A 17,480-nucleotide genomic window follows, 5' to 3' on the forward strand; every position below is an offset into this window, starting at 1 on the left:
AAGCCGAATATTCATTCGGGTGACATCATGTCTGGCTGGCGTCCGCGCCATTAAGTCATGCTAAAATTAGCAATGACAATTTAAACTTTTGCTAACGCTATTTCCGGGTCAGAGCAGCATGCCGTTGTCTGTCCCAGGGACATATGATCGCGGGCTCGCGGGAAACGGCTTGTTGAATTGCGCGGAAGACGTTGCCGCGCTATCACGCGCCTTCCCGCACGCACGTATGATTGCGGTGGTCGATCGGATTGAGGAAACGAGCGCATGAACAAAGCACGCATTGCCGTCTGGGTGGCCGTCTTCATCCTCGCAGGCATTTTGGGCGCGTGGACGTTTCACATCACCAATACGCCGCAAGCGCTTGTTGCGGATGGCCCTTATGGCGTGCCTTTCAGCCTCGTGTCGCAGAAGGGGCAACCGATCACCGAGCAAGCCTTCCGCGGCAAGCCGGCAGCGCTGTTTTTCGGCTATACCCATTGCCCCGACGTCTGCCCGACCACGCTTTTCGAACTGAACGGCTGGATGCAGAAGGCCGACCCTGACGGTAACAAGCTCAACGCCTATTTCATCACCATCGATCCGGCTCGCGATACGCCCGAGATCATGGACCAGTACGTGTCCAACGTTTCGCAGCGAATCACCGGCATTTCCGGCCCGCCGGACAAGGTCGAGGAGATGGCGAAGGGCTTCCGGGTCTATTTCAAGAAAGTGCCGACGGATGAGAAGGATCCGAACGGCGACTATACGATGGATCACACCGCTTCGGTCTTCCTGCTTGATTCCTCCGGCCGCTTCGCAGGCACGATCGCCTACCAGGAAGACCCTGACATAGCCGTCAAGAAGCTCGAGAATTTGATCAAGCGCGGATAGGCTGATAACGATGCCGCCCTGCAAGGTCGCGCTTCGCGCGGCCGTCGATCGATTTGCCTATGAAAGAACGAAGCGTTGAGTGAAATCCGCCTTTATGTGACGACCACCGAAAAGAAGGCCGAGGAGATATTGGATCTCCTGACGCCCGTTTTCGAGGATGAAGATTTCCCCATCGCGACGACCGAAGTCGACGAGAAAAAGGATATCTGGGAAGCCTCGGTCTATCTGATGGCTGACGAGGAAGACGAGATTCGCGCCCGGTTCGCCGAGGTTCTGAAAGACGGCTTTTCCGATCTCTTCATCGAAAAGGAAGTCATTCCGGATATCGACTGGATCGCAAAGTCGCTCGAAGGCCTGAAGCCCGTACGGGCAGGGCGGTTCCTCGTCCACGGCTCGCATGATCGCGGCAAAGTGCGCTCCAGCGATATCGCCATCGAGATCGATGCCGGCCAGGCTTTCGGCACCGGCCATCACGGGACGACGGCGGGCTGCCTGGAAACGATCGAGAATGTGCTGAAGAGCCGGCAGGTGCGCAACGCACTCGATCTCGGCACCGGCAGCGGCGTATTGGCGATCGGCGTGCGTAAGCTTAAGGATATTCCGGTCCTTGCGACCGACATCGACCCCGTGGCCGTCCGCGTGGCCCGGGAGAACGTTCGACGCAACGGCATTGCATCGGGCATCACGATGGAAACGGCGCCGGGCTTTCACTCGACCTCCTTCTCCCGGCACGGCCCCTTCGACCTGATCATCGCCAATATCCTTGCACGACCGCTGATCAAGATGGCGCCGCAGCTCGTCGCGCATCTGGCGCCGAGCGGCTCGGTCATTCTGTCGGGCATCCTCGCCAGCCAGCGCTGGAAGGTGCTGTCGGCCTACAATGGCGCGAAGCTGCGGCATGTCCGCACGATCTGGCGCAACGGCTGGGTGACGATCCATCTCGATCGTCCCTGAGACGCTGATTTTCACTTACCTGAATGCAGAAGCCCCAAAATGCAAAAGGCGGTGCCATTGGCACCGCCTTGCAGATCAGTCTTTGCTGATCTAACCCGCGAGCTAGGAGGAGGAGCGCTCAAGCGGGTTCTAGCGTTCAGATCGTTGGGCCGGCGAGGGAGGAGGAGAGCCAGACCTTCGACTTTATTAGAACGCGTAGCTGTTTACGCCCTTGTGGCGAATATCACCGCGGCTTACGCCGATCATTCTCGACGTTTCAGCTTCGAGATGACGAAGCGCGCCGATTACATGGCGCACAGTCCGGCGTTCGCCAGCCTGCGCAGGGCTGCTATATGCGAACCGAGAGTTGGCCATTTTCATTTCCTTTCGAGCGGGCTTTGTTCAGCCCCGTTTGATGTGCTCGATATAGTCATTCTTTTTGCAGTGCGGCAGAGGGTCTGCATCATGGGAGGCATGCGGCAGACGCATAGTGGATTTCACCATTGCGTCATAATTGACGAGCGATGCACACGAAATAGGCGTTTTCGTTAATGCGGATTTTCTCCGATCTTCTCTCCCGCTGGCGTCAAATTCGGATAACATGGGCGGGCAGCTTGCTGCGCAAATTCCAGTTCAGCCATTCGGATAAGCCATGTTCCAGTCTTTTGACGTCACTTCCACCCCGCAATTCGGCCCTGAACGCGTCGCCGGCCTCAGGGCCGCTTTTGCTGCGCTCGGCATAGATGCCTTTCTGGTGCCTCGCGCTGATGAATTTCAGGGCGAATATGTGCCGGCCTGTTCGGAGCGTCTTGCCTGGCTCACAGGCTTCACAGGGTCGGCCGGTGTTGCTTTGGTGACACAGTCGCAGGCTGTGGTTTTTGTCGATGGACGGTACACGACGCAGCTCGTCGAGCAAGTCGACCAGACGGTGTTCACCGGCGGCGATCTCGTCAACGAACCTCCGCATGTGTGGCTCACCAACCATGCGCCGACGGAACTGAAGCTCGGCATCGATCCGTGGCTGCATACGGGCGCCGAAGTGCGCCGCCTTGAAAAAGCGCTGGGCGAGATCGGTGGCTCGCTGGTATTCCTTCCGCACAACCCTCTCGACCGGCTTTGGAAGGATCGGCCGGCCGAGCCGTTGGGCGACGTCATCATCCAGAACGTGGCGCAGGCAGGCATCCTTGCCACCGACAAGCTGACCGTCATCGCGCAGCAGTTGGAGAAGAAGAACCTCGCGGCCGTATTGGTCACGGATCCATCTTCGGTTGCCTGGATCTTCAACATTCGCGGCAATGACGTGCCGCATACGCCGCATCCGCTGGCACGGGCGATCGTCTATGCGACAGGCAAGGCCGATCTCTTCCTCGACAAGCGCAAGACGCGGATCGAGGCCGAGGCCTATCTCGGGCAGATTTGCGCCCAGCTTGAGCCTTCCGAGCTTTCCGCGCGGCTGTCGGCGATCTCTGCCGGGGGCGGGCGCATTCTCGTCGATCCCGATCTCTGCGCCTATGCGGTTACCGACCTGATCCGTCGCGAGGGCGGCGAGGTCGTCGAAGGAACGGATCCGGCCAAGCTGCCGCGTGCACGCAAGAACGCCGCAGAACTTAACGGCTCGGCTGCGGCGCATTTGCAGGACGGCGCGGCCATGGTCGAATTCCTCTATTGGCTCGAGACCAGCAAGCCGGGCACGGTGAGCGAGATCGCTGCCGCCCAGAAGCTGGAGGCAGTCCGCGCCAAGGTCGGCAGGGACATGCAGAACCCGCTCAAGGACATCTCCTTCGACACGATTTCAGGTGCCGGAGATCATGGTGCCATCATCCACTACCGCGTCACGACCGCGACGGACCGGCCGCTCAATCCGGGCGAGCTCTATCTGGTCGATTCCGGTGCGCAATATATCAACGGCACGACCGACATCACCCGCACGGTCGGGATCGGCAGTTCGGTACCGGAAGAGCAGCGGCAGTTCTTCACGCTGGTGTTGAAGGGCATGATCGCTATCAGCACCGCGCGCTTCCCGAAGGGCACGCGGGGTTGCGATCTTGATCCGCTGGCGCGCATCGCGCTCTGGAAATCCGGTGCCGACTATGCCCATGGCACTGGCCACGGCGTCGGGTCCTATCTCTCGGTGCATGAGGGGCCGCAGCGTATTTCGCGGTTGTCGACGCAGGAACTGCTGCCCGGCATGATCCTCTCCAACGAGCCCGGCTACTACCGTCCCGGCAGCTTCGGCATCCGTATCGAGAACCTGATCTATGTTCGCGACGCCGAGGAGATCGAAGGCGGCGACATGGCCATGCTCGGCTTCGAGACGCTGACCTATTGCCCGATCGACCGCAGCCTCGTCATTCCGGAACTGCTGACGCATGAGGAGCTGCATTGGCTCAATGATTACCATGCCCGCACCCGCGAAGCGCTTATGCCATTGATCCATGATCATGACATCCGCGCGTGGCTTGAGAATGCCACCCTGCCGCTCAGTTTCTGAGCGGCAAATCTTAACCGGCCAGATATCGCCACGCCATGACGACGATCCATCCGGCGATCAGCATCGGCGTGGAGGAGAAGCGCAGCCCGACCAATAGGGCGACGAGCAGCGAGACCTTGACATCCCAGCCGCCGATGAAAAAGGCCGGCGCCACAAGCGTGGTCAGCACGGCGGCGGGAACGGCGTTCAGGGCCGCTTCGATGCGCGGCGGAATGCGGGTCATGCGGGTGATGAGGATAAAGCCGCCGATGCGGGTCAGGTAGGTGACCACGGCGGCGGCGAAAATCAGCAGGACCATGTGCGGATCGAATTGCGTCATCGTCAGACCTCGTGGTTTTCGTGAACGAGATCGGGCTTGCGGTTGGCCTTCACGGGCGGCAGCAGCGCCGCGAGCAGGACGCCGGCCAGTGCGCCGAGGCTGACATGCCAGGGCGAGCCGACATAGCGAAAGGCAATGGCGGAGCCGATGGCGCTGGCTGCGACGACCGGCAAAAAATTGTCTCTGCTGCGGAAGCCGATGACGATGCCGAGAAAATAGATCGGCAAAAGGATGTCCAGGCCGATCGATCTCGGATCACCGATCAGGCTGCCAAGCAATCCGCCGATGAGGCTTGCGATCACCCAGGGTACATAGATCACGAGGGCAAAGCCGAGATACCAGATGAAGGTGACGCGCTTGCCTTCCTCGCCGCGCTTGACGGCTGCCGCAAATTGCGGGTCGACCAGCAGGAAGAAGGTGAAGAATTTTTCGACGGGCGAGAAATGCCGGATGTAGCGAGCGATCGCAGCGGAATAGAGCACATGGCGAAAGTTCACCGCCAGGATCGAGAGTACGATCAGCCAAGCCTGGACATTGTGGCCGAACAAATCAAGGCCGACCATCTGGCTTGCGCCGGCATAGACCGTGCCGCTCATCAGCGTGAGTTCGCCGAGCGACATGCCCTGATCACGGGCCAAAGCACCGAAGAGCGCACCGAACGGCGCTGACGCAAGCCCGACCGGAATGCCGTCGCGCAGGCCGTCGATAAAGTCTGTCCTCTTCATATGTGGCTTCCATCCCCGCCGAACGTGAGGCTGTGTAAGGTGCGCACTCTCCGATGGCAATTGAATTTCATGAATTGTCCTATTGATTTCGCTGAACGATTCCTGAAGTTTTCTGGGGGCGTGGAGGGGAGGAACCTATGAAGAAGATCGAGTTTTCCAGGGAAGACAAGGCCGAGATCGTTTCTAAAATCCAACGATATTTCGGCGACGAACTCGATCAGAAAATCGGTATCCTGCCGGCCGAATTCCTGCTGGATTTCTTCGCGACGACGATCGGCGCGCATTACTACAATCAGGGCCTTCGCGATGCGCAGGCGGCCTTCCTGAAGAAGATGGAGGATGCCAGCGAGGCCATCTATCTGCTGGAGCGACTGCCCGACGACAAGGGCTGAATTCGGCACGCGTCCTTCGCCGGCAGCCGTGCCAAATCGGCCGTCAAACGGCATTTGTGCATCCGATTTAGCATTTTCCTCAGCTTTTTGCGCATAATGGCGGCCATGGCAAAGATCGTGGCATTGACGGCATATTTCTATCAGGCAGCGGTGGCCTTCGGGCTGCTGATCGCCGTCGCGCATCTGCTGTCGCCGTCCGATTATGCCGGCTATTCCCTGTTCATCTCCATCAGCCAGTTTGCGGCCATCTTCTGTTTCGAGTGGATCCGCTTTGCTTGCAGCCGTTTCTATCCCGGCCAGAGGGAAGGCAGCGAGGCTTCGGAGCGCAAGGCGCTGACGGTCGAATTTTTCGCCTGTGCCGTTCTCTGCATCCTGGCTGGTGTCGCTTCTATCCTCTTCGGCGTGCCGCCGGAAGTCGCCTTGCTCGGCGGTCTCGTGGCCGTTCTCCAGGGTGCGAGCGATCTGCATCTCACGATGCTGCGCTTTCGCCAGCAGTTCCGCGCCTTTTCCCGGCTGCAGGGTTCGCGCGCGACGATCCTCGCGGCAGGCACGCTTGTCGGCGCTGCGGTCTCGCCGACATTCACCTTCACGGTTGCCGGTCTGCTCGCGGGCTATGTCGGCTACAGCCTGCTTGCCTTTCTCCTGACGCGCGGCGTGCTGCAGGAAAGCGCGTCTTTTGACAAAGCACTGGTGCGCAAGCATTTCGTCTACGGCAGTGTTGCCGCGGGCGCCTCCGTCGTCGGCATATTGGCGCCGCTCGGGCTCAAGTCGATCCTGACTGCAAGTCTCGGCGCAGAGGGGGCGGCCGGCGCGCTGCTGGCGCTCGATCTGCTGCAGCGGCCATTCATCCTTATCGTGTCGGCGCTCCAGGCGATCCAGTATCCCGATGTGGTTGCCCATTACGACCGAGACGGCGAGACGCCGGCCCTGCGGCACCGTCTCGGCGAATATTATTCGCTCCTGACCGGCTTCACGCTGATGACCGCTGCCGGCATTTTTGCGCTGCTGCAGCCGGTCGGATATTTCGTCGTTTCCGCCGGCCTGCGGGATGGGTTTCTCGCGGCTGCTCCCTTCGTCACTGGCCTTGCCGTCTTTAGGGCAATCACGCTCAATATGCTGCCGACGCCGGCGCATCTGCGACACCGTCTGCTGTCGATCTTCCTGTTGTCGGTGGCCGACTGCCTGCTGCTGAACGGCGGCACGCTTGCTGCCGGGCACCTGATCTCCGCCAGCAGCGGCGCGTTGATGGCGGGCGGCATGGTCGGGGCGTTCATCGCAATGCTGATCGGCATCCGCGTGCTCCTGTCGCTGCCCTTCGATTTCATCTGGCAGCCCGTCGTGCTCTCTGCGGCCGGGCTTGCCGTTCCTGTTCTGGCGACCGCAGGCTTCGACTACAGTCTCTGGATTTCCGTCGGGGCGGGCATTGTCGGGGGCGCGGTCTTCTGCATGCTGGGGCTGCATAGCTATTTTACCCGCATGTTCCGTCTGCAGGCAGCATCATAGATCGATCCGAAGCGGCGGGGATGTGAGCGCTAGAGTTTTTCGAGCAGCGTAAGCACCCGGTCAGCACTGGCATCCCAGGAGAAGCGGGCGACATTTCGCCGGCCTTCTGCACGCAGTTCATCCCGCAGGTCCTGATCGGCAGTGATTCGCTTCATCGCGCTGACCAGCTCATGTTCCTTCACCGGATCGAAATAGAGTGCTGCTTTACCGGAAGCCTCGCGAATAGACGGGATGTCGGCAGCAAGCACCGGGCAGGCCTGTGTCATGGCTTCTAGCGGCGGAATGCCGAACCCTTCGTAGAGGCTCGGGAAGATGAAGGCCGTGGCATGGCGCTCCAATGCGGCGATTTCCGCATCGGTCAGGCGACCGGCATAGATGATCTTTCCCGTCGAGGCTGTACCCTTGGCCCGGAAAACTGTTGGCGCGGTGCCGCCAACCACCACCAGCTTTTGCCCTGTTTGACCCAAGGCCTCGAAGGCGCGGATGGCAAAATCGAGATTTTTGTTCGGTTTCATCGTACCGACGAGCAGGAAGAATCCGCCTGTTTCCAAACCCAGCCGTCCGATGATGCTTTCGTCCGGGACGATGGTCGCGAAATGATCAACCGCGTTGTAGATGACGTCGATACCTGACGCCGGTACACGGAAAACTGATGCCAGTTCCCGGCGGGAGAACTCCGAGACCGTACCGATCTTGGCGGTCCGGGTCAGGGCAAAGCCGAGTGCGCCATGCAGAAGCCGATAGCTGCGCCTGAAGGACTGCGGATGGCGGAAAATGGTGACGTCGTGGATGACCACCAGCTGGCGGCGTCCGAACAACGGGCCGCTGCCGCCGAACCCGATGAGGCGGCCGCCGCGCGAACGCCGGTAGAGCGCCGTCTGCTCCCATAGATGACCGGGGCCGGAGCCGAAGGAATCCACTGTTATCGCCTTGAGATCGATATCGGCAGGCGCGTCGCCTGGGACCGCGAGACGCCAGCTTGCGCCCTTCAATGCATCAGGAACTGTCCCGGCTGCGATCTTCCGGTCAAGCGCTAGCGTCAGTTCCCGGGCAAAGCGCTGCACGCCGGAGAGCGGCTGTCCCAGAAAGCGGCCGTTGATCGTGATCGTCTGCAAGCGCAAAGCCCCGTATCATTTTTCGGGGCAGCTTCCGCTATTTTCGTGAATTAAGGCTTAGCAACGCTACCATCCAGCCAAGATTGCTCTACTGGAGGTTATATCGATGCCGCGAGACACCATTTCTTCCATGGCGGCCGTGACGCCGACGGGATCGATGCCGCGGCTGGCGTCCTCGATGAAGCGCACCTTGACGCCGGGCAGCATATCGACCGCATCGAGAGCGGAGAACTTCACGCAATAATCGGTCGCAAGGCCGCAGATGTCGAGCTCGGTGACGCCTTGCGAACGAAGGTAGTCTGCAAGGCCGGTATGGGCCTCCTGATCGTTGTCGCGGAAGGCGGAGTAGCTGTCGATGTGCTGCTTTTGGCCCTTTTGCTGGATGAGGTGGATGCCGTCGATATTGAGGTCCGGATGCAGTTCCGCATCGTCGGTTCCCTGGACGCAGTGGTCGGGCCATAGCATTTGCGGCTTGCCCGAAAGCACGCCCATATCGAAGGGGTTCTTGTCGGCATGGGTGGAGGCGAAGCTGCCGTGATCCTCCGGATGCCAGTCCTGCGAGGCGACGACGAGGGCGTATTTGCCGCTATCGATCAGTGCGTTGGCGACCGGCACTACCTGATCGCCCTCGGGCACGGCGAGGTTACCGCCGGGGCAGAAGCCGTTCTGGATGTCGATGAGCAGCAGGGCTTTCATGGATGACGTCCTTCCTTACCTTCATTGCGTTGGCACGATGCCAAGGGCAGGGGCAGGGATCAAGTGCTGTTCTCACTCAAACAGGCGTCGTCCTGAAGCAGAGCCCCGCCGTGGGAACGGCGGGGCTCGGTATGACCGGCTTGCCGGGTCTCAATTGGCCGGCTTGTGGCCCTTGAGACCGTAATAGGCGATGTAGATGTAGCAGATGACGGGCATCAGGAAGGCGAGGTGGATGCCGATCGTGTCGGCGAGGAAGCCCTGAATGACGGGCAGGACCGCGCCGCCAACGATGCCGAGAACCAGAATGCCCGACCCCTGGCTGGTGTAGCGGCCAAGGCCATGTACACCCAGCGAGAAGATCGTCGGGAACATGATCGAGTTGAACAGGCCGACAGCCAGCACCGACCACATGGCGACATGGCCGGTCGAAAGCACGGTGATGAGAAGCAGAATGATCGCGATGGCAGCATTGAAGGCGAGCGCCTTGCCGTCATCAACAAAGCGCATCAGGAAAGCGCCGACGAAACGGCCGATCATGGCGCCGCCCCAGAAATAGGAGACATAGTGGGCCGCATCGGCCTCCGACAGGCCGCCGATGTCGGGCTGGCTCAGGAAGTTGACGAGGAACGAGCCGACGCTGACTTCGGCGCCGACATAAAGGAATATCCCGATCGTGCCGAGCACGAGGTGCCTGAATTGCCATGCCGAGCCGGTGTCGCGCATCGGCTTGATCTCGTCTTCGTTTTCGACTTCCGGCAGCTTCAGGATGGCGAAGATGATGGTCAGGACGAGGAACGCGGCGGCAAGCAACAGGTAGGGGAACTTGACGGCGGCGGCTTCGCTGGCGTGCATCGCATCCAGCTGTTCGGGTGTCGCGTTGGTGGCGGCAACGGTGGCCGCGCCGAGGATGAGCATGGCGCCGAAAATCGGTGCGATGGTGGTGCCGAGCGAGTTGAAGGCCTGGGTCAGGTTCAGGCGGGATGCGGCCGTATCAGGCGCGCCGAGCACTGTCACATAGGGATTGGCGGCCACCTGCAGGATGGTAACGCCGGTGGCAAGCACGAAGAGCGCGCCGAGGAAGAGGGCGTAGACGCGGTAGCTGGCAGCCGGAATGAAGAGCACGCAACCGACGGCGCAAATTGCCAGGCCGACGACGATGCCCCATTTATAGCTGATGCGCTTGACGAGCGCGCCGGCCGGCAGGGAAATGATGAAATAGGCGCCGAAGAAGCAGAGCTGGATCAGCATCGACTGCGCGTAGTTCAGCTGGAAGACATTCTTGAGGTGCGGCACCAGAATGTCGTTCAGGCAGGTGATGAAGCCCCACATGAAAAAGAGCGAGGTCAGCGCGATGAGCGCGAATTGGTAGTTGCTCTGGCCTTGTTGCGCGGATGTGCCGGCGCGGGCGGTGGCAGAGCTGCTTGTTGTTATTCCAGCCACTTTCTTGATCCTCAAAATATTGGTCCTGCCAGCGGTAAACCCCTCCGCTCCTGCGGGACAGCAGGCTGGCAGCGGCTTGGCGGGAAAACGCGGAAAGCGCGAAATGCTGAAAGCCGCTGGATGGATATATGCCATTGGCCGATTATTGGTAGCGTCTAAGCAGCGTTTATTCCGCAATGCAGCAATGAATAAATGACCTGTCTTCTTCCGCAGTTATGCGATTTGCGCATTTCTAAATGGACTCCGCCCTTGGTGATCTCGATTGTCAAAGTTCGGACGGGCGCTGAAAGCTGCCTCGTAGTGAAATATAATAGGTGACACCTTTCAGCGCCCCGTTCGGCGGTTTATGCCCGCAACTCCGGTCCCTCTGCGACTTCCGGTGAACCCGAGTGCCAATTCGGACGGAAACCATGTGTGCCGCACAGGCACGCCCGGAGCGAAACCCGAAGAGTTTCCCCTTCGCCGTCTCGGGAGGGAGACCATTTTCTGCGGACCCGGAGCATGAGGCTTTGCGTCTTCCCCTCACGACCCGCGCCGGTCCCGCCTCACTGCCACGCCTGGCAGCGTATCCGAGGGCGGAACGGGAGGATTGTAGGCGCGGGTGAGGGGACGGGGAAAACGTGCGGTGGCATCTTGTGTAACTTGCTGTTTTCGCTGCGCTTGTGCGAACGTTTTGTCATCATGGTTCGCTCACACTACCCCTTCCGCCATTCTGGTGGTCCGGTTAAATCTGGAATTCGGTAGCACATGCCACCAACGGTGACGTTTATGGCAGCTTTGCGCCAAAAGCCGCCATGGCCCGTCGCCACAGCAACACGACGGCCCTCGACCAGAATCTTGTGGGGCTGACGCTGAAATCGATTACGTCGACGAGCCCTGCAATCGCTGGCGTTTCGCATTGCGACCGGGACGGGGTTAATCCGATCTTACTGGCCGAACCGCTCGACCATTGTGCTATACTCGCATGTTGGGCCTCAATGGTCAGACGTCGCCTACCGCAAGTGAATGAACCGTATGGAATGAAAGGAAATTCGATCATCACTTAGTTGGAGAAACCGTCATGAAACCTATGAGATTGATTTCATTGGCCTCGACCGCCGCGGCTTTGGCCTTGTCGGTCGGCGCGGCATACGCTCAGCAGGTCACCGGCACGCAGGGCTCGCCCGATGCAACGACGACGATTGATGGGAGATACTTGCCCCCACAACCAACACCGTTCGGCGGCGAAATCAACCTTCAGGCCAGTCAGTCGAAACCGTATTGGCCGCCCCAAGTGGTGCCGCCCAAGGGTGCTCCTAACATCCTCCTCATCATGACCGATGATCAGGGCTACGGCGTTTCAGGCACGTTCGGCGGCGTAATCCCGACGCCGACAATGGATCGAATAGCGCAAATGGGGCTGCGTTATACTCAGTTCCATTCGACTGCACTTTGCTCACCGACGCGGGCCGCGTTGATCACCGGACGGAACCACCACTCGGTCGGCTTCGGCATCATTTCCGAGCAATCCACCGGCTATCCCGGCTACGACAGCGTCATGGGCGTCGACAATGCCACCATCGGCACGATCCTGAAGCAAAGTGGCTACGCGACATCCTGGTTCGGCAAGAACCACAACACCCCGAGCTACCAGTACAGTGCGGCCGGGCCATTCGACCAATGGCCTGTCGGCATGGGGTTCGATTATTTTTACGGCTTCATGGGCGGCGAGACCGACCAATGGACGCCCTACCTCTATCAGAACATGACGCAGATTTTCCCCTGGGTCGGGAAGCCAGACTACAACCTGACCACCGATCTGGCGGACGAAGCGATCCGCCATTTGCGGCAGCTCAACTCAGCCGCGCCCGACAAGCCGTTCTTCCTCTACTATGTCCCAGGTGGCACCCATTCTCCGCACCAGCCAACCAAGGAGTGGATCGACAAGTTCAAGGGTAAGTTCGACATGGGTTGGAACGCCCTGCGCGACCAGATCTTCGCCAACCAGAAGCGGCTTGGCGTGATCCCCGCGAACACCGAACTGACGCCCTGGCCGGATGATCTGAAAAAATGGGACACGTTAACTGCCGACGAAAAGCGACTGTTCGCGCATCAGGCGGAAGTGTTCGGCGCTTATGCCGCCTACACCGACCATGAGATTGGCCGGGTAATCCAGGAGGTCGAGGACGAGGGGAAGCTCGACAACACTCTGATCATCTATATCAGCGGCGACAACGGCACCAGCGCGGAAGGCACCACTGTCGGCACGCCAAACCAAATGACCGCCTACAACGGCATTCTCGATCTTCCGATCGCGGATCAGTTGAAGGCCTATGATGCCTGGGGACTCCCTCCAACCTATCCACATATGTCCGTCGCTTGGTCATGGGCGTTTGACACACCGTTCAAATGGACCAAGCAAGTGGCGTCGCATTTCGGCGGCACCCGACAGGGTATGGTGATCGCATGGCCCGGCCATATCAACGATGCGGGCGGGATCCGCACGCAGTTTCACCACATGATCGACATCGTGCCGACCATCCTGGAGGTGACCGGCATCCCAGCGCCTCTGGTTGTTAACGGCATTGCGCAAAAGCCGATCGAGGGGGTGAGCATGGCCTACACCTTCGACAAGGCCAACGCCAACGCTCCCTCGAAACGCACCACGCAATATTTCGAGATGTTCGCGAACCGCGCGATCTATCACGATGGTTGGATCGCGGCGACGACACCGCCGGCCCCACCCTGGCTCCTCGGCACCGCCAAGCTCCCCGAGGATGTCATCAACGGCTATAAATGGGAGCTCTACAACCTCACCGACGACTATTCGGAGAACAACGACCTCGCGGCCAAAATGCCCGACAAGCTGCGCGAACTGCAGCAGCTTTTCCTGGTGGAGGCGGAGAAGTACAATGTATTTCCTCTCGACAATTCCGTCCTGCCACGCATCATAGCGCCGCGGCCGAGCGCGACTGCAGGGCGAAGCCTCTTCACCTACCAGGGCGAGGTGTCCGGCATACCGGTTAGTGACGCACCAAGTATCCTGGACAAGTCTTACACCATAACCGCCGAAGTAGATGTTCCCCAAAGCGGAGCAGAGGGAATGATCGCGACCTTGGGTGGCCGCTTCGGTGGCTATGGCCTTTATCTGCTCAAGGGCAAGCCGGTGTTCCTCTACAACCTCGTTGACCTTGAACGCTTTCGCTGGGAAGGGCAGGACGCTCTGGCACCGGGCAAGCACACTATCGTTTTCGACTTCACTTACGATGGCCCCGGCTTCGGAAAGGGGGGCACCGGCGTGCTAAAGGTGGACGGCAAGGAAGTCGCCAACCAGAAAGTCCCGCACACCGTGCCCTTCATCATGTCAATCGATGAAACCTTCGACGTGGGTGTCGATACCAGAACTCCCGTCGATGACGGTGACTACAGCGTGCCTTTCCCGTTCACCGGAAAGCTCGACCAGGTTGCCTTCAAGCTAGGCCCGACACAGCTAGGAGCAAATGAATAAGCAATTGCCCGTGGTAAGCTCGCCAAAGCGAACAACTACGCACTATAGGCATAAGGCTCCATCAGGTTCCTCCGGCTACATGCTGTCCAACGTCCGCTATGGGCCGAAAGTAGTCATTGGTTGCATTTGCTGCATAACACCAGTTACCCCCGGGTGCAGGGTGCGCTATCTGCGCACCCTTGGTGTGACCGATCAGCCTGCTGCAAGCGGGCGCGACGCGGTCGATGCTCATCGGGCATGGTCGAGCTTTGCCACCGAATCCAGTTCCCTGATGACGTCGTCCGACAGCTTGAGATCGGCTACGGCAAGGTTTTCCCTGAGGTGCCCGACAGAGGAAGTGCCGGGGATCAGGAGAATATTGGGCGCGCGATGCAGCAGCCAGGCCAGCGCCACCTGCATGGGGGTAGCGCCAAGGCGCGTCGCGACATCCGACAGGGTCGATGACTGCAGCGGGCTGAAGCCGCCGAGCGGGAAGAAGGGCACGTAGGCGATGCCGTCACGGGCGAGGGCGTCGATCAGGGCATCGTCGCTGCGATGCGCCAGATTATACTGGTTCTGCACGCAGACGATCTCGGTGATCTTTCGTCCTTCCGCGATCTGGGCAGCCGTAACGTTGCTCAGCCCGACACGACGGACGAGGCCTTTTTGCTGGAGTTCGGCAAGGACGGTCAGCGGCGCTTCGATCGAGCCTTCCGCAGGACCATGAGTGTCGAACATGATCCTGAGGTTGACGACATCGAGTGCGTCCAGCCCGAGATTGCGCAGGTTGTCGTGCACCGCCTTCGCCAGTTCCTCCGGTGCGAAGGCCGGGAGCCATGCTCCCTTGTCGTCGCGCCTGGCGCCGATCTTGGTGACGATGACGAGGTCGTCGGCATAGGGGTGAAGGGCTTCGCGGATCAATTGATTGGTGACATGCGGGCCATAGAAGTCCGAGGTGTCGATGTGATCGACGCCTGACGCCACGGCTTCGCGCAGCACGGCAAGCGCTGCGTCATGATCTCTGGGCGGGCCGAATACGCCGGGGCCTGCGAGCTGCATGGCGCCGTAGCCGAGCCGCTTTACTGGTCGGTCGCCGAGGGTGAACGTGCCTGACTGATCGATGCTGGTCATGTCCTATCTCCTTTTCAAGATGAGACAGAAATAGACGATATGGCCTTGCACGATAACCGGGTGCAATCGGTACGGTCTGTGCGGAATGGCGAACAATGGTCGCCGATCCCGACTGGTGGGGGTCACCGCAGGTCGGCGCGAAGGTCGCGGACTCCCCGTCCCAGGCGCTGGCGCAGGAGTGTGCGCAGCGTTGCTCCGTCGACATAGCCGACCTCCGCCGCAATGGCGTCGATATCGAGGCCGCTGCCGTGCAGAAGGGATTGCGCCCGCTCGACGCGGAGGTCCTGAAAATAATCGAGCGGGGACTTGCCGAGCACTGCCTGGCAACGGCGTTGCAAAGAGCGTGCGCTCGTTGCCAGCGCGCCGGCGGCTTCCTGCAGAGAGAATCCGCCCTTGAGATGCTCGCGCGCCCAGCGTTCGAAACGCAGGACGAGGGGATCCGCCTGAGCCAGATGATTGGGGATGATGTAGGAGGCCTGCGAGGACCTGATGTCGGCGAGCAGGTAGCGCGAGACGACGGCCGCCAACTCAGGACTGGCCTTGCGGATCAGCCAAAGGGCGAGATCGAGATGCCCCATCGCAGCACCTGCCGTGACGCCGATATCGGTCGGGATGAGCATCCGGGACTCGTCGAGGCGAACATTCGGGTAGCGTTGCCGGAAGAGCGGGGCGAGCCACCAGGTCGTCGTCGCCTCCCTGCCGTCGAGCAGCCCGGCCTCGGCCAGATAGAAGGTCCCTATGCAGGAGGCGGCGATCTGCGCGCCCTCGGCATGCCAGTTCAGCAGGTGCTTCTTCGCCTGTTTCATATCCGCTCGCTCCAGGGCGGGGATAAGTTGCTCCGGTGTTCCCGTCGCCAGCGCCGGAATGATCACCCAATCCGGCTTCAGCTCATCAGTCACGGACTTCACGGGTATCGTGAATCCAAGGCCCGAGCGGACTTTCCGGCGGACGCCGACGAGCGTCATGTCGAAATGGGGCGTGCCTCCCATCATTCGGGATGAAAATTTGTTGGCGAGCGCGAAGGCGTCGAGCGTCACGGTCAGTCCGGTATCGAAGACGTCGTCCAAAGCAAGCACGGAAATCCGCATGGCGTAAATGACCTCAAAGTTGGCATTTACGACAATATCGGCTTTGCGGCGCTGCGGCTAGGTTCCCCCTCGCCAATATCTCACAGGCACAATTTCACAGACACAGGAGAACACCCATGAAGGTATTCGCTATCGGCGCCATCACCACTCCGCCCACGCCCGAGCAACAGCAGCAGGTCATGCCGAAAGAGGTTCCGCACACGCTTCAGCTCTACCTCGACGGCAAGATCGAACAGTTCTGGTTCCGCCAGGATCGGCTTGGCGTGGTCTTTCTCATGAACGTCGATTCGGTCGAAGACGCCAAGGCGGCGGTGGACACGCTTCCGCTGACCGAGGGCGGCTTCATGACCTTCGATCTGATCCCCGTCGGCCCGCTCGCGCCGCTTGCGCGCTTGCTGCAGACCACTTAAGCGCTGGAGGCGCCGCCAATGAATATTCCTATCCTCATCGGCGGCGCCACAGGCGCTACCGGCAGCGTCGCGACGAAGCTCCTTTTGCAAAAGGGCTTTCCTGTCCGCGCCTTCGTTCACAAAATCGACGATCGCGCTCGTCAGCTCGAATCCCACGGGGCCGAAATCGTCGTCGGCGACGTGCTCGACTTTCGCGCCGTCCAACAGGCTTTTGACGGCATGAAGCGCGCCTATTTCGTCTATCCGATGCGCCCCGGCCTGGTGCAGGCGACCACAAATTTTGCTCAGGCCGCTCGCGAGGCGAGGGCAGAATTCATCGTCAACATGTCGCAGAAGACGGCTAGGTCGGACGCCAGGAGCGACTCGGCGCTCCAACATTGGCTCGCCGAACAGGTCTTCGATTGGGCCGGCACGCCGGTCACGCATCTGCATCCGACAGCCTTCAACGAATGGCTTTTCTACATGCGCAACATGATCCGCGAGGGCCGCTATGCGGTTGCCTTCGAGCCGACGGGCCGCTTTGCGCCGATCTCCGCCGAGGACCAGGGGGCTGTCATTGCCGCGATCCTTGCCGACCCGGCGCAGCATGCCGGCAAGACGTACCCTCTCTACGGTCCCGTCGAGCTGACGCCGCCGGAGATTGCCGAGATCGTTGCCGCGACCTTGGGAAAGCCGGTGCGCTACGAGAGGATCACCGGCGAGCAATGGGTCCGCGAAGTTGCCGGTCAGGACATCCCGTTCCTTTCCCAGCACATCCAGGCCATCGCCGAGATGCATCGAGAGGGGCTTATGGCGGGGACGAACAACGTGGTCGAGACGATCACCGGCCGTCGCCCGATGACGGTTGCCGAATTCGTCGAGAAGCATCGGGCGGTCTGGCAGTAGATCGCGACGGGCAGAC

Annotated in this window: 16 protein-coding genes; 8 read left to right on the forward strand and 8 right to left on the reverse strand. The window is 60.4% G+C overall.

Features of this window, described 5'->3' with window-relative positions; genetic code table 11:
• Positions 1–264 precede the first annotated feature (264 nt).
• Both EV561_RS20880 and EV561_RS20885 read left to right on the forward strand, forming a co-directional pair.
• Positions 265–870, forward strand: coding sequence for an SCO family protein (locus EV561_RS20880; RefSeq protein ID WP_132524243.1), 606 nt, complete (start codon positions 265–267; stop codon positions 868–870).
• A 75-nt stretch (positions 871–945) separates the two neighbouring features.
• Positions 946–1,824 carry a 50S ribosomal protein L11 methyltransferase gene (locus EV561_RS20885; protein ID WP_132524244.1) on the forward strand — a complete coding sequence of 293 codons (879 nt, stop codon included), beginning with the start codon at positions 946–948 and terminating at the stop codon, positions 1,822–1,824.
• A 186-nt stretch (positions 1,825–2,010) separates the two neighbouring features.
• Here the strand turns inward: EV561_RS20885 and EV561_RS37250 are convergent, their stop codons facing one another.
• The gene (locus EV561_RS37250; protein WP_165927869.1) at positions 2,011–2,178 is read right to left on the reverse strand and encodes a hypothetical protein; all 168 of its coding nucleotides are present in this window, start codon (positions 2,176–2,178) and stop codon (positions 2,011–2,013) included.
• Between the two features lie 277 nt (positions 2,179–2,455).
• Here EV561_RS37250 and EV561_RS20890 point away from each other — a divergent pair, with 277 nt between their 5' ends.
• Positions 2,456–4,294 carry an aminopeptidase P family protein gene (locus tag EV561_RS20890; RefSeq protein WP_132524245.1) on the forward strand — a complete coding sequence of 613 codons (1,839 nt, stop codon included), beginning with the start codon at positions 2,456–2,458 and terminating at the stop codon, positions 4,292–4,294.
• Positions 4,295–4,304: 10 nt separating this feature from the next.
• On the opposite strand, the gene EV561_RS20895 is transcribed toward EV561_RS20890, so the two are convergent.
• Together EV561_RS20895 and EV561_RS20900 are read right to left on the reverse strand one after the other, a co-directional pair.
• Complete coding sequence (locus EV561_RS20895; protein WP_132524246.1) at positions 4,305–4,613, reverse strand: AzlD family protein; 309 nt, start codon at positions 4,611–4,613, stop codon at positions 4,305–4,307.
• A 2-nt stretch (positions 4,614–4,615) separates the two neighbouring features.
• Positions 4,616–5,338 carry an AzlC family ABC transporter permease gene (locus EV561_RS20900; protein ID WP_132524247.1) on the reverse strand — a complete coding sequence of 241 codons (723 nt, stop codon included), beginning with the start codon at positions 5,336–5,338 and terminating at the stop codon, positions 4,616–4,618.
• A gap of 137 nt (positions 5,339–5,475) precedes the next feature.
• Here EV561_RS20900 and EV561_RS20905 point away from each other — a divergent pair, with 137 nt between their 5' ends.
• Positions 5,476–5,730: a DUF2164 domain-containing protein gene (locus EV561_RS20905; RefSeq protein WP_132524248.1), complete on the forward strand. Its 255-nt coding sequence runs from the start codon at positions 5,476–5,478 to the stop codon at positions 5,728–5,730.
• Positions 5,731–5,835: 105 nt separating this feature from the next.
• Positions 5,836–7,233, forward strand: a complete 1,398-nt coding sequence (locus tag EV561_RS20910; RefSeq protein WP_132524249.1) for a hypothetical protein — start codon at positions 5,836–5,838, stop codon at positions 7,231–7,233.
• A 29-nt stretch (positions 7,234–7,262) separates the two neighbouring features.
• Here the strand turns inward: EV561_RS20910 and EV561_RS20915 are convergent, their stop codons facing one another.
• From EV561_RS20915 to fucP, 3 genes are all read right to left on the reverse strand, one after another.
• Entirely contained in the window at positions 7,263–8,348 is a 1,086-nt protein-coding gene (locus EV561_RS20915; RefSeq protein ID WP_132524250.1) for a glycosyltransferase family 1 protein, read from the reverse strand.
• A gap of 66 nt (positions 8,349–8,414) precedes the next feature.
• Positions 8,415–9,044, reverse strand: a complete 630-nt coding sequence (gene pncA / locus EV561_RS20920; protein ID WP_132524251.1) for a bifunctional nicotinamidase/pyrazinamidase — start codon at positions 9,042–9,044, stop codon at positions 8,415–8,417.
• Positions 9,045–9,194: 150 nt separating this feature from the next.
• Complete coding sequence (fucP, locus tag EV561_RS20925) at positions 9,195–10,475, reverse strand: L-fucose:H+ symporter permease (protein WP_245512806.1); 1,281 nt, start codon at positions 10,473–10,475, stop codon at positions 9,195–9,197.
• A 1,078-nt stretch (positions 10,476–11,553) separates the two neighbouring features.
• Between fucP and EV561_RS20930 the strand changes: the two genes are divergently transcribed.
• On the forward strand, positions 11,554–13,971 hold the full coding sequence (locus tag EV561_RS20930; RefSeq protein ID WP_132524384.1) for an arylsulfatase: 2,418 nt from the start codon (positions 11,554–11,556) through the stop codon (positions 13,969–13,971).
• 228 nt (positions 13,972–14,199) lie between these two features.
• Here EV561_RS20930 and EV561_RS20935 read toward each other — a convergent pair whose 3' ends face one another.
• Together EV561_RS20935 and EV561_RS20940 are read right to left on the reverse strand one after the other, a co-directional pair.
• Complete coding sequence (locus tag EV561_RS20935; protein WP_132524253.1) at positions 14,200–15,081, reverse strand: aldo/keto reductase family oxidoreductase; 882 nt, start codon at positions 15,079–15,081, stop codon at positions 14,200–14,202.
• 122 nt (positions 15,082–15,203) lie between these two features.
• Entirely contained in the window at positions 15,204–16,169 is a 966-nt protein-coding gene (locus tag EV561_RS20940) for a helix-turn-helix domain-containing protein (RefSeq protein ID WP_132524254.1), read from the reverse strand.
• Positions 16,170–16,285: 116 nt separating this feature from the next.
• Between EV561_RS20940 and EV561_RS20945 the strand changes: the two genes are divergently transcribed.
• Positions 16,286–16,579: a hypothetical protein gene (locus EV561_RS20945; RefSeq protein WP_132524255.1), complete on the forward strand. Its 294-nt coding sequence runs from the start codon at positions 16,286–16,288 to the stop codon at positions 16,577–16,579.
• 18 nt (positions 16,580–16,597) lie between these two features.
• A complete protein-coding gene (locus tag EV561_RS20950) occupies positions 16,598–17,464 on the forward strand; it encodes an NmrA family NAD(P)-binding protein (RefSeq protein ID WP_132524256.1) in 867 nt (288 codons plus the stop codon).
• Positions 17,465–17,480 lie beyond the last annotated feature (16 nt).

It is taken from the genome of Rhizobium sp. BK376 (assembly GCF_004341625.1).
In the GTDB taxonomy this organism is placed as follows: Bacteria; Pseudomonadota; Alphaproteobacteria; order Rhizobiales; family Rhizobiaceae; genus Rhizobium.

What these genes read in the sequence shown, in the direction of transcription:
- EV561_RS20910 (WP_132524249.1), top strand. Translation starts at nt 5,836, where the DNA reads ATGGCAAAGATCGTGGCATTGACGGCATATTTCTATCAGGCAGCGGTG.
- EV561_RS20900 (WP_132524247.1), bottom strand. Translation starts at nt 5,338, where the DNA reads ATGAAGAGGACAGACTTTATCGACGGCCTGCGCGACGGCATTCCGGTC.
- EV561_RS20945 (WP_132524255.1), top strand. Translation starts at nt 16,286, where the DNA reads ATGAAGGTATTCGCTATCGGCGCCATCACCACTCCGCCCACGCCCGAG.
- EV561_RS20905 (WP_132524248.1), top strand. Translation starts at nt 5,476, where the DNA reads ATGAAGAAGATCGAGTTTTCCAGGGAAGACAAGGCCGAGATCGTTTCT.
- EV561_RS20940 (WP_132524254.1), bottom strand. Translation starts at nt 16,169, where the DNA reads ATGCGGATTTCCGTGCTTGCTTTGGACGACGTCTTCGATACCGGACTG.
- EV561_RS20950 (WP_132524256.1), top strand. Translation starts at nt 16,598, where the DNA reads ATGAATATTCCTATCCTCATCGGCGGCGCCACAGGCGCTACCGGCAGC.
- pncA (WP_132524251.1), bottom strand. Translation starts at nt 9,044, where the DNA reads ATGAAAGCCCTGCTGCTCATCGACATCCAGAACGGCTTCTGCCCCGGC.
- EV561_RS20935 (WP_132524253.1), bottom strand. Translation starts at nt 15,081, where the DNA reads ATGACCAGCATCGATCAGTCAGGCACGTTCACCCTCGGCGACCGACCA.
- EV561_RS20895 (WP_132524246.1), bottom strand. Translation starts at nt 4,613, where the DNA reads ATGACGCAATTCGATCCGCACATGGTCCTGCTGATTTTCGCCGCCGCC.
- EV561_RS37250 (WP_165927869.1), bottom strand. Translation starts at nt 2,178, where the DNA reads ATGGCCAACTCTCGGTTCGCATATAGCAGCCCTGCGCAGGCTGGCGAA.
- EV561_RS20890 (WP_132524245.1), top strand. Translation starts at nt 2,456, where the DNA reads ATGTTCCAGTCTTTTGACGTCACTTCCACCCCGCAATTCGGCCCTGAA.
- EV561_RS20880 (WP_132524243.1), top strand. Translation starts at nt 265, where the DNA reads ATGAACAAAGCACGCATTGCCGTCTGGGTGGCCGTCTTCATCCTCGCA.
- EV561_RS20930 (WP_132524384.1), top strand. Translation starts at nt 11,554, where the DNA reads ATGAGATTGATTTCATTGGCCTCGACCGCCGCGGCTTTGGCCTTGTCG.